The organism is Gracilibacillus thailandensis (assembly GCF_010994055.1).
Lineage (GTDB): Bacteria > Bacillota > Bacilli > Bacillales > Amphibacillaceae > Gracilibacillus > Gracilibacillus lacisalsi.
In genome coordinates this window covers 1-12,207 of sequence record NZ_WJID01000097.1, presented here as the reverse complement: position 1 = coordinate 12,207, position 12,207 = coordinate 1, and the positions used below count along the sequence as shown (strand labels likewise).

General features: G+C 38.3%; 11 protein-coding genes and 1 pseudogene. 8 read left to right on the top strand and 4 right to left on the bottom strand.

Annotated elements, in window-relative coordinates; translation table 11 throughout:
* Window positions 1-60 precede the first annotated feature (60 nt).
* Window positions 61-428, top strand: a pseudogene (locus GH715_RS20000) (SMI1/KNR4 family protein).
* Between the two features lie 107 nt (window positions 429-535).
* Window positions 536-1,081, top strand: coding sequence for a DUF1697 domain-containing protein (locus GH715_RS19995; RefSeq protein ID WP_153837011.1), 546 nt, complete (start codon window positions 536-538; stop codon window positions 1,079-1,081).
* A 133-nt stretch (window positions 1,082-1,214) separates the two neighbouring features.
* Here the strand turns inward: GH715_RS19995 and GH715_RS19990 are convergent, their stop codons facing one another.
* The 4 genes from GH715_RS19990 to GH715_RS21840 all read right to left on the bottom strand — a co-directional run bounded on the left by GH715_RS19990 (window position 1,215) and on the right by GH715_RS21840 (window position 3,637).
* Entirely contained in the window at window positions 1,215-1,811 is a 597-nt protein-coding gene (locus tag GH715_RS19990) for a bifunctional transcriptional activator/DNA repair enzyme AdaA (protein ID WP_153837012.1), read from the bottom strand.
* Window positions 1,795-3,063: an APC family permease gene (locus GH715_RS19985; protein WP_153837013.1), complete on the bottom strand. Its 1,269-nt coding sequence runs from the start codon at window positions 3,061-3,063 to the stop codon at window positions 1,795-1,797. Before GH715_RS19985 ends, GH715_RS19990 begins: the two co-directional genes overlap by 17 nt.
* Window positions 3,064-3,359: 296 nt before the next feature.
* Window positions 3,360-3,533: a hypothetical protein gene (locus GH715_RS19980; protein ID WP_163578791.1), complete on the bottom strand. Its 174-nt coding sequence runs from the start codon at window positions 3,531-3,533 to the stop codon at window positions 3,360-3,362.
* Complete coding sequence (locus GH715_RS21840) at window positions 3,506-3,637, bottom strand: hypothetical protein (protein WP_267463685.1); 132 nt, start codon at window positions 3,635-3,637, stop codon at window positions 3,506-3,508. Before GH715_RS21840 ends, GH715_RS19980 begins: the two co-directional genes overlap by 28 nt.
* Before the next feature lie 965 nt (window positions 3,638-4,602).
* On the opposite strand from GH715_RS21840, the gene GH715_RS19975 reads away from it, so the two are divergent.
* The 6 genes from GH715_RS19975 to GH715_RS19950 all read left to right on the top strand — a co-directional run bounded on the left by GH715_RS19975 (window position 4,603) and on the right by GH715_RS19950 (window position 11,805).
* Entirely contained in the window at window positions 4,603-5,580 is a 978-nt protein-coding gene (locus GH715_RS19975; protein ID WP_153837014.1) for a substrate-binding domain-containing protein, read from the top strand.
* Window positions 5,581-5,582: 2 nt separating this feature from the next.
* On the top strand, window positions 5,583-7,040 hold the full coding sequence (locus GH715_RS19970; RefSeq protein WP_153837015.1) for a sensor histidine kinase: 1,458 nt from the start codon (window positions 5,583-5,585) through the stop codon (window positions 7,038-7,040).
* Window positions 7,037-8,356, top strand: coding sequence for a response regulator transcription factor (locus GH715_RS19965; RefSeq protein WP_153837016.1), 1,320 nt, complete (start codon window positions 7,037-7,039; stop codon window positions 8,354-8,356). Before GH715_RS19970 ends, GH715_RS19965 begins: the two co-directional genes overlap by 4 nt.
* Before the next feature lie 105 nt (window positions 8,357-8,461).
* Window positions 8,462-9,805: an ABC transporter substrate-binding protein gene (locus GH715_RS19960; RefSeq protein ID WP_153837017.1), complete on the top strand. Its 1,344-nt coding sequence runs from the start codon at window positions 8,462-8,464 to the stop codon at window positions 9,803-9,805.
* A 279-nt stretch (window positions 9,806-10,084) separates the two neighbouring features.
* Entirely contained in the window at window positions 10,085-10,993 is a 909-nt protein-coding gene (locus GH715_RS19955) for a carbohydrate ABC transporter permease (RefSeq protein ID WP_153837018.1), read from the top strand.
* A complete protein-coding gene (locus tag GH715_RS19950; protein WP_153837019.1) occupies window positions 10,993-11,805 on the top strand; it encodes a carbohydrate ABC transporter permease in 813 nt (270 codons plus the stop codon). Before GH715_RS19955 ends, GH715_RS19950 begins: the two co-directional genes overlap by 1 nt.
* Window positions 11,806-12,207 lie beyond the last annotated feature (402 nt).

Genomic DNA, 12,207 nt, shown 5'->3' with positions numbered 1-12,207 from the left:
GCAACCCGTAAGGGTGGTAAGTGGTGGGAGTAGTTCACAGAACCTGCATCAAAGTATGAGATTTCTCAAATTCAAAAAGAATTAAATGTTGAATTACCAGAAGAATTAGCTTCCTTATTGAATGAAACCAATGGTGTGTTTGATAGGTGGAATTGTCCTTTAATTTGGTTGACTTCCCGGATTATTGAGGGAAATCTATTTTTTAGGAGATTTGAAGTTTATAGAGATATTTATATGCCGTTTGAAAATCTTTTCTTTTTTTCAGACGCAGGAAATGGCGATTTATTTTGTTACGCAATACAAAAAACGGAAGCATTGAAAAAAACGATATTTTTGTTTGGAATCATGAGGATGACAGTAGAACCTGGGTTGCAGCTTCATTAAAACATTTTGTCGAAGGTTGGATAACTGGTGAAATTAGTATTTAGTTGGAATGCCTATTTGTTTATTCTCCCACTCCTTTAATTTCTACAACAAAATTTAATGTGAGGAAACAAATGTGCATTGATTAAATCAAAAATCAAGGAGGATGGTTATGATTTATGTTGCTCTTCTTCGAGGGATTAATGTGGGTGGAAAGAATAAAATAGACATGAAGGTACTGAAACAAACGTTTGAACAAGTTGGGATGAATGATGTGATCACCTACATCAATACAGGAAATATTATCTTTTCACATAATAGTCTTTCCAAAAAACAACAATCACGTTTATTGGAAGAAGCGATACATAATGATTTCGGATTACAAATTAAGGTAGTAGTTCGAAGTATTAAAGATGTTAGCGAAATTATGAACGCTATTCCAGACACGTGGAAAAATGACAAAGACATGAAAAGTGATGTCATGTTTTTGTGGGATGAAATTGATGATGAATCTGTACTGGGGAATTTAGTTATTAAACCGAATATAGATACAGTAAAATATGTTCCTGGCGCGATCCTATGGTCGGTTGATAAGAAAAATATGAACAAAAGCGGTATGTCAAAGATCGTTGGCTCAAAGATATACAAACAAGTTACTGTAAGGAATGTCAACACTGCTCGTAAGATATATGAACTGATGCAAGCCCAAAACGGTTAAGTTCTACCGTGCGTACTAGATCATTTTAAGTAACGTGATAATCAAATGTTAGCGGATGTTAAAGAGTAAGTACCTCCATATAGTTAGTACTAAACACCATTGTTACCCATCCTCTTGGGTTAAGAACGTGAATTCATTCAAGTTCTTGACTTGTTGTATTTCCACTATAATAAGCACGGAATTGACTAGGTGAAAGGCCTGTGTTTCGTTTAAATGCATGATAAAAGCTGGACATACTTTGAAAACCCACCTGATAACCAATCTCTGTATTATTAAATGCTGTTGTTAAGAGAAGTTCCTTCGCTTTCTTAACTCTGACTTTTTCTAAATATATTCGTGGAGTACACCCTGTTTTTTCTTTAAAAATCCGATTTAAGTGAAAACGACTAACTCCTATCCTTGAGGCAATTTCGTGTAAAGACATTTTTTCATCATAGTTACTTTCTATCAATTGCATAGTATCTTCTAAAATGAATTCGAGCGGATCATAGTTTTTAATACTTAGATCTGGTCGACATCTTTTGCATGGGCGATAACCTGCAGTTTTAGCTTTATCTGCGTTTGAAAAGAAAGCTACATTTTCACGATTGGGAACCTTCGACTTGCAAGATGGTCGACAGAAAATCCCAGTTGTCTTTACGGCGTAATAGAAAACCCCGTCATAAGCTGGATCACAAGCTGTCGTTGCTTGCCACATGGTTGCTTTGGAAAGATTATTTACACTCATCATCAGACTCTCCCTTCATTGTCTTACTTATCATATAAACCATATATAAAATGACGATAACTAACGGAACAAAAACATATAGCTGAAAAAAAGGAATCACTAGCATACATAAAATAAAAGAGATTAACGATGCCCACCATGCAGGTGTGTAATTTTTAAGCAATTTAACGCCTGCTGCCATTGAAAGAACATAAACTAGTATCCCTAGAGAGGTTGGTATAAACAAGATATCATCAAACGTCAGTGACAAAGCATTCGTCACTAAAACACCTGTTATCGAAAAACAGATAACAAACAATACCATCTGTCTTGGAATTTGAGTAGTACCATATAGTCTTGAGAAAAATTTTGGAAAAGCACCATCCCTGCTTAGTGAATATCCTAATTGTGTTAGACTCGCTACAAAAGCATTTGCTGTTCCAGTACAAATAATTAACGCTAGAACAGCAGTGATGGCTTTAGCACCAATGCCTAATGTATCTTCCATTATAACACCAATAGGAGACAGATTACTTTCCTGACTACCAAACGTTGCCGTTCCAATCGTAACAACGCTTAACGATAAAAATAATAATCCAATGATAACTGCACTAACAACCGCGCCTTTGACCATATCTTTTTCCGGACTTTTAAAGCGCTCTGCCAGATTACAAATCGCCTCCCAACCGAAAAATGACCAAAAGATAACCGTTATAGCACTCCCAACAGAAAACCATCCATTCGGAACAAAGGGAGTGAAATTTTCCCATTGTATTCTTGTAAATGACACTAAGACGGCTGACACTAAAAGAATCAGTAATAATGAACTTAAAATAACTGCAACTTTACTACTGACATTGACGCCGTAATAATTGAAAATACCTGCAATGACCAATATAAAAATGGCAGTTATAGTTGATTCAAAATGTGAAAGTCCAAATGCCTGACTGATGTAAAAAGCTCCGGTTAAGGATACAATTGTTTGACCAACTGCTGCTGTAACAAAGTAAAACCATCCAACGATATTGCCAAGGTGATATCCGAAAGAATTTCTAACAAAAGTTGCTGCTCCACCGGCATCCGGATATTTCTGTGCCAAACTAGCAAAAGAATAAGCAAGTGGAAAGTTAATTAAAATAACAATAAGCCAAGATACAATAGATGCAGGGCCTGCAATTGCTGCCGTTACAGACGATAAAAAAAGGACACCTGATCCTAGAATTGCTGCCATGTATAGTGCTATTCCTTGGAATAATCCGATAGATTTATTATTCAATATTTTCACCCCTTTTATAGCATTTAGTGTACTGGTAAGGGAGAGAAAATTCGTCTTGATTTTTGCTGTTTAATTCAATGATGATCTCGACTAACCTATGGTAAAGTCTACCTAAATGCTTGTCCCATTCTTAAATTTGTCCATAAAATCACGGCATTTCCTATCGCAACAGCTGTAGCTTCCTCATGGGATACAGCTGTTGCAGAACAAGTCGGTACAGCGATGGGAAATCATTGACACGATTGTTTCCCAACAGGCATTACGTGAAATTTATTTGAAAGGTTTCGAAACCGCTGTCAAATAATCGCAACCAAACATTTTCTGTTCTCTCCATAAGGCGCATGAATTCCTTTTTCTTGCGTGATTGTATAATCCATTTGGATCCAATCATTAAATCCATCATAATTCATAGGTGAACCTAACGTCAGATCAGGACCGATTGCTAATTCAAGGACAGCATATTTACCCATTTTATCACTGGATTGCCGTTCTTATCTGTTACATATGCATTGGTAACATCGCGATAACCTTCTTCTAGAAATGGATGAGCCAATCTGTCGTCACTGCGTGTCACATATAAGCTCCATAAGTGGTTCTGTATAGATGGATGTCCCAACGTTTAGTTTCAGATTGTTCGGGTACTCGTTCTACCTAATTAGTTATGTCCCGGACTCTTTTCAATGTATTTAGAATAGAAGACTCACAATACGATGGTATTCACAGAGTCGGAAGATGAAAGGGGATGTCGATACAGAGGATGATATAATAATTATGTTGAATAACTCTATTAAAGTTACATACATGTTATAATAGATTCAATAATAGATCGGCTTCATATGAGGGGTGGCGCACCTTGTTGTACCTTCTTTGGATACTTCCAAGGGAAGGGAGGTGACGCTTATGGACATAGCTAATACTTTAGCGCTCATGATATCTTTTGGGATGTTAATAGCGTTTATTATGTCCGACAAAAATAACAAAAGATAACCCCTCATATGCTTTTGCCTAGGCTCTGAGGGATTATCTCCTGAAAGTGCCGCCCCTCTTATCGGGGTTCGGTCTATTGTAACCGTAGACGGTGCAACGTCTACGGTTTTTAATATGTTATGTCTTTTCTAGTTCTATTATACCCGATTGCAGAATTTTTAACAACTGCAGATAAAGAAGCTTGGGAGAACTCAAGCTTCTTTTCAATGGATTTGAGAATAGAAGACTCTCACAACATACTATTTTTTAGATCCCTTAGATCAGTCGAGGACAAAAAAGAGAAAAATTGAAAGAACTTGTCTTCGTGAAGCCCGCTCGTAGCGAAAAAGGAGAAAAACCGAAAGAAGTGAATTCCTTAAAACTACAGATAATCGAATCATTTCAAGAAAAATTTCTGTCTGTTAAAAGAGAATTGTCTCTTATCCCGAGATCATGAAGGGATCACGCAAAGGGAGCCAACTTTTCCTAACCAAAATAGACAACAAATAAAAAAACGCTTACAATCAAATCAAAAGTAAAGATATCTCAATTTCAAAAAGAAGGTGTATAGCGATGATACGAAAAATCTTCTTTACTATTCTTTTTCTTATCCCGTTCAGTCTTATGCTTTATTACGGCAAAGAAACGTTTTATATTGACCAACAAGCTGCCTCTGAGCAGATGTATGATTATCATTTCGCACTTGTCACAGAAGAAGTCGGGAATAATTATTGGCGTTTAATTGAAAAAGGTGCCAAGCAGAGAGCCGAAGAGCTTAACATTTATTTAGAATATGTAGGCCCAAAGGTAACAGATACCGATGAACGTCTCGATACCCTTGATCGCATGATTGCTGCTAATGTGGATGCCATTATTACAAAAGGGATGAGTGATCCGCGGTTTCGTCAGCTTGTCCAAAAAGCGAAGGAACACAATATCCCGGTTGCAACAATTGATACCGACAATGCCACAAGTGGACGGGATTTTTATGTCGGTACCGATAATTTCGAAGCAGGTTATCTCGCAGGCAAGACACTAATCGAAGAAACAGAAGGAGAACAAAAGGTTGTCGTAATCATTGGGCAAAAGGATGCGCAGAATCAAATGGAACGTTTAGAAGGATTTGAGCAAGCAATTAATCAAGAAAAGCGGATTGAGTTAGTCGCAGTGGCTGAATCAAATATTACGGAGCTAGGTGCTGCGGATGCTATCTATCAATTGCTCAAAAGTCGATCTGATATTACCGCTATTTTTGGCATCACTGCGTTAGATGGGATGGGTATCGTACAAGCAATCCAGGAGTTTCAACCGACGACAAGACCATATGTGCTAGCATTCGATATTCTCCCTGAAACGATTGATTTAATAGAAGACGACAAAATTCAAGCAACCATTGCCCAGTACCCAGAGGAAATGGGGCAAAAAGCGGTTGAAGAAATGTATCAGTTGTATCAAAACGGCACCCCTGAGCAAATTCACCATACCAAAACAGGTGTGATTAAGAAAGAAGACATTATGAATGGCGAGGTATTTTTGAAAGAAGGTGAGTAAACATGCGGATAAAGAATCTACTAAACGGTCGGACGATAAAGTCGAAATTAACGCTTATTTTTGCTGGAATCATTATTTTATTTAATATTGTGACGATTTCGATTTATGTTAGCTCGACCCAGTTAATGCAGCAATACCATCAAGAATTTGAAACGTTACTGAATTTGAACACGATTTCGCAATCTGCTCAGGATCTATCTGACAAAACGAAAGCATATGTATTAAGTGGAGAGCAAGAAGACTTAGTAGCTTATTATGAAGCAAGAGAAACGTTTCATGACAGAACAGCTCCGATTATGCAAGAAACGAATTCGGTACGCTATAAAAATTATATTAACTTAATCGACGCACTCCGCTATCAAACTGAATTAACGACAGGATTCGTACTCCGTGATGATATGGAGCGCTACTCGATGCACGTAAAAGAAGTCCAGCAAACTGCTTCTTATATTCAGGAATCGACATTGGAATTATTAGATGGCAGCTTGACAGAATATCAATCCTTGTATGCTGACATTCGTGAGCGCAATGAAGCATTCAAATATTTTACCATCTACTTATTAATTACATCGATCCTTCTTGGTGCTTTTATTACAGTCAGGTTTTCCAGAGGTATCCATCGCCCGATTCAAGCATTATCTCGAGCAGCAAAGGAAGTCTCTGTTGGGAAATTCGATGGCAAATCGGTCCAGATTCAGTCACCAGATGAATTAAAGCTATTAGGTGATTCTTTTAACAAAATGCGCGACAATATCCGCAATTTAATTAAAGAGATTAAAGACCAGTCTGAACAGGAGCGATTAATGAAGGAGCTAGAGCTCAAGCATTTACAAAATCAAATCCAGCCACATTTTTTATTTAATACGTTAAATACCGTATCAAAAATGGCCTACTTAGAAGAAGCCCGAACAACATCCAACTTGATTGACTCGTTAGCCTCAATGATGAGGCACAGCCTTGGTGATTTGAAGAAAATAACGACATTAAAAGAAGAATTAAAAATGGTCGAGGATTATGTTGCGATTCAGAAAATGCGCTTTATGGAACGAATCGAATTTAATATGGACCAATTGCCAGAAGATTGTAATATACCTTTGCCAAGGTTAACCTTACAGCCACTTGTGGAAAACGCCTTTATCCATGGTCTGGAATCATTAGAGGAAGGTGGCAAAATTTCATTCCATCTCAAAACCTATCCTAGTGGCGTTATCGTCGAAATTACTGATAATGGTGCCGGAATGCCAGAAGCAAAACGCAGTCAATTAATTCAATCAACAACAGAAACAGACCAGCATGTCGGTCATATGACAGGAATCGGATTAGTCAATGTCATCAAACGACTGCAAATGTTCTATCAAACAGAGGATGTTCTCGAAATTGATTCGAGCTTAGGAAAAGGAACGACGATTCGATTATATTTACAAGATAAACAACAGCAAGAACTGGGGGTATTAGCGTGAAAGTAGTCATTGCAGAAGACGAATTTTTAGAGAGAAAAGCAATGCGTAAATTTCTAGAGGAACACTTTTCTGATATTGAACAAATTGAAGAAGCGGTGAACGGTCGAAAAGCGATCGAATTAGCAGAAAACATCCAACCAGATATTATGTTAATGGATATCAAGATGCCAGGCATCAATGGCTTGGAAGCAATGGAGTCGATCTGCCAAGCATTTCCGTTAACAAAGTTTATTATGGTAACCGCATATGATTCATTTAATTATGCCAAACAAGCGATGAAGCTAGGAGTACGCGAATACATTCTCAAACCGAGCAAAAAGGAGGAGATTATTCGCGCTATTTTAAATGTCAAAAACGAACTAGAACAAGATAAGCAAATGCTTGAAAATCGTCGTGCCCTTTTTCTAACAAAGGTAATCCAAGGAGAAGATGCGGATACACTTCAACAAAGTCTTTATCCCCATATGGAGAGCGGTTATTTCATGATGGCGAATAAGCCTCTCACGTTATCAGATAGCTATATCACACAAGATAACATTGCTTTGTATGTATCCAACGAAAGCTTAGACAATGCCGATGTGTTAAAACAAATTCGCAGCCTGCAATTATCACTCGGTGATGAATACTACATTGGCGCAGGTCATCCGTATCAATCCTCAGAAGACCTTACAACATCTTATTATCAGGCAAAGAAAGCATTAAGACAGCTATTGCAGGCAAAACAAAAGAATTACGGATTTGCCAGCTATGAAACAGAAGAGGTTCCAACTGAGCAATTGTTGGAAGCGATTCGTGATGGCGAGGAAGAGAAAGTTTGGGTTTTATTTGATGCAATCGCACCACATGCGAGTATCGAATTATTTGTGCAAATTAAACAAATTACAGACGATAAAGGGATAAAACTCGGCATGACACCAGAAGAATTAATCACAACGGAAGACTGGAAGGAATTCATTCAACATGTCTGTAAAGAAATGAAACACTTTTTCCAATCACAAGACAAAATCGTCAAAGCAAAACATTTTATTGAAAGCAACTATCACAAACCAATCAATCTTGACGATGTCTCTGCCTATACCGAATTAAGCACCAATTACTTATCCAATCTATTTCATGAAGCAACTGGCACTACTTTCATCGATTACTTAACAGAAATCCGAATCAAGAAAGCAAAAGAACTGTTGCAGGCGAACAATGCGACATTGAAGGAGATCAGCTATGAAATTGGTTATAAAGATCCGAACTATTTCAGCCGTGTGTTCAAAAAACACGTTGGTCTCTCTCCAAAGCAATACCAAAGCCAAATCGTAAAATAATACAGATTATCGTAATAAAATACAGAAAAATAACATCAGACCGTAAGCGTTTTCACTATATAATGATAGCTGAAAGCGCTTATATTAATCCAAGGGGGTAGAAACATGTTAAAAAAGAGTTTAGCGTTTCTATTTATGTTCATCCTCATGATTGCCTTAGCGGCATGCGGAGGAGATGAAGAGACGACAGATGATACAGGCACCACGGACGATCAAACCGAAGATACTTCAGATGATGGAGCAAGTGAGGGAGAAGGTGCTGAATCGTCAGGAGATGGCGGTACAGTAGAAATCTTCAGCTGGTGGACTGGTGCAGGGGAAGAAGATGGTTTACTTGCACTGATTGATTTATTCGAAGAACAACATCCAGATATTACAGTAGAAAATGCAGCAGTAGCAGGTGGTGCAGGTACGAATGCAAAAGCCGTTCTAGCTACGAGAATGCAAGGGAATGACCCGCCATCCACGTTCCAGGTACATGGTGGAGCAGAACTAAATGAGAGCTGGGTTGCAGCTGACAAGATGGAACCGTTGAATGACTTTTATGAAGAAAATGATTTAATGGATAAATTTCCAGAAGAATTAATTGACATGGTAAGTAAAGACGGAGATATCTACTCCGTACCAGTAAACATTCACCGTGGAAATGTGATCTTCTATAACATGGAAGTATTTGAGGAGCACGGTATTGAAGTACCAACGACATTAGAGGAATTTGTCGATGTATTAGGACAGCTAGATGAAGCAGGGGTGACACCACTTGCAATGGGTGATAAAGAAGCGTGGACAGCAACACAAATTTTTGAAAACTTACTACTGGCAACACTTGGTCCCGATGACTATCGCGCATTGTGGGAAGGGGAAGTAGGCTTTGACGATGATCGTGTTCGCCAAGCAGCAGAATACTTCGAAACCATCCTAGGTTATGTCAACGAAGATCATGCATCCCGTAACTGGCAAGACGCTTCTCAACTTGTTGGTGAAGGAGAAGCAGCAATGACTAACATGGGTGACTGGGCAAAAGGTTACTTCTCTAATGACTTAGATTTAGAAACCAATGTTGACTTTGGTTACTTCCCATTCCCTGGTACAACAGAAGACTTTATGGTTATCACCGATACATTCGGTCTACCTAAGGGTGTAGAAAATCCAGAAACAGTAAAAGAGTTTTTAGCAGTACTTGGTTCCGTGGAAGGCCAAGATGCATTCAATCCATTAAAAGGTTCGATCCCAGCACGTGTCGATGCCGATCCATCCAAATATGATGAATACGGTACAGACACAATGGAAGATTTCCAAAACAGCAACTTAGCACCAAGCTTAGCGCACGGTTCAGCAGCATCAGAGGGATACTTAACGAAAGCAAATCAAGAAGTAAATATCTTCGTCACCCAACAAGATGTCGACCAATTTATCGAAAAACTACAACAAATAGCAGGAGATCTTTAAAACTGAAGGCTCGCCCTGTGCGAGCCTTCCTTTTGAAAGAAGCGAAGAAGTTGTTAGAAAAAGCGCTAGTTACAAATAAAACAGTAGAGTTGCAAATAAAACTGCAGAGTTGCAAATAAAAGGTGAAAGTTGCAAATAAATCTGTAAAGCTGCAAATAAAAAGTGAAAGTTGCAAATAAATCTGCAGAGTTGCAAATAACCAACTCTTTTTATGCAAAGCAAAACAACAATCACTTCAATAAAAATAAAGAAATTACTTCAGATGGGAGGACAATCGCGATGAATATTACCAGAGATCGGCTGATGGCATTATTGTTCTTAGCCCCATCCTTTTTGCTCATTGTTATATTCGTCTATGGGTTTATTGGTTGGACTGGTTGGGTTTCCTTAAGTAATTGGAATACCCTTGTGCCTGATATGTCATTTGCTGGTTTGAAGAACTATATTTATCTATTTGGAGATTATCGTTTCCAAGCAGATTTACGTAATACCGTCTTTTTTACGATTCTTTTTATCGGATTTGTTATTATCCTAGGTTTAGGCTTAGCGATTTTACTCGATCAAACGAAAAAAGGAAATTCGTTATTCCGCAACATATTCCTTTTTCCGATGGCGTTATCTTTCGTCGTAACGGGGGTCGTTTGGCAATGGCTGCTGAATCCGTCTACTGGTTTCAATCAATTCTTGCAAGTGTTCGGCATTCAACCGAAATGGTATACCGATACCAATATTTTGGCGGGATTCCAGTGGGGAAGTATTGAATTCGGTTTACCTGTCGCCATGATTGCTGTAGTCATAGCGGCTGTATGGCAAATGACAGGATTCTCACTTGCGATGTATGTCGCAGGACTTACTGGAATTCCAGATGAGCTCAGAGAAGCGGCACGAATTGATGGTGCATCCGAACTGCAAATCTATCGAAAAGTCATTCTACCGATGCTCACACCAATTACGATGAGTGTTGTGATCATCATGGCACACATTTCCCTAAAAATATTTGACCTAATTTATGCGATGACAGGTTCTGGTGCCAATTTCGTCACCGATGTACCAGGTGTCTACATGTTTGAAACAACATTCCGTGGTAACTATTACGCAAATGGTGCAGCAATCGCGATCATCATGTTGCTACTTGTTGCCGTATTTATCGTGCCATATTTGATTAATTCAAGAAGGGGGGCATCATGATGGTAGTGAGAAAAGTTGCTAAATATGCCGTGCTAATCGCGATCGCTCTCTTTTTCCTGACACCGGTCTATGTCATGCTGATTACCAGTTTCAAACCACTTGATGAAGTATCGTTATCTGAAATGTGGTCACTGCCATCAGCGATTGACTTTTCCAGTTATACGCACGCATTCTCGGAGCTCGCACCAAATTTAATGAACAGTCTCTATCTCGTTATCCCAGCAACATTATTGTCAGCGATACTAGGGGCGATGAATGGATATGTATTGTCAAAATGGAGATTCAAAGGCTCCGAAATCATATTCACACTGATTCTATTCGGCATGTTTATTCCATATCAAAGTATTCTGATTCCATTAATCCAATTCTTGAATTCTATCAATCTCTATAACTCGATCATTGGATTGATCTTTACCCATGTGGTTTACGGACTACCGATTACAACCTTGATGTTCCGTAACTTCTATGCGAACATTCCTGATTCGATGATTGAAGCAGCGCAAGTGGACGGTGCAAGTTTCCTTGGAATCTTTCGCCAAATAATTCTGCCACTTTCGATTACCGGATTTGTTGTCGTAGCGATTTGGCAATTTACAAACATTTGGAACGAATTCCTTTTCGCTGTAACGATTACGAACAATAATGCACAACCAGTCATGGTCGCATTACAAAATCTGTCCGGAAGTCAAATCGTACAATGGAATGTCCAAATGGCAGGTGCATTGCTCGCTGCTATGCCGACATTATTAGTCTATATTTTATTAGGTAAATATTTTGTGCGTGGTTTACTTGCAGGGTCGGTAAAAGGGTAAGGTGATTAGTTCTCTTTCAATCACAAAACTGGCATACCAAATCATATTAAGATTGGTATGCCATTTTGATTAAAAGCATTATAATTAAGTAGAAAATATAACAAACTACTAACAGTGTTAATTTTTCACATAAAAAGTTAATGAAGAAAGAGTAAAGATATAATCTAAAAACCTTGTCGAAAAATCCTATTAAAAATTTATACATGTTATAATAGATTCAACAATAGATCGGCTTCATATGAGGGGTGGCGCACCTTGTTGTACCTTCTTTGGATACTTCCAAGAGAAGGGAGGTGACGCTTATGGACATAGATAATACTTTAGCGCTCATGATATCCTTTGGGATGTTAATAGCGTTTATTATGGGTTCTTTGTCAAATGTGGTGGTGTAGTTTTATCTAC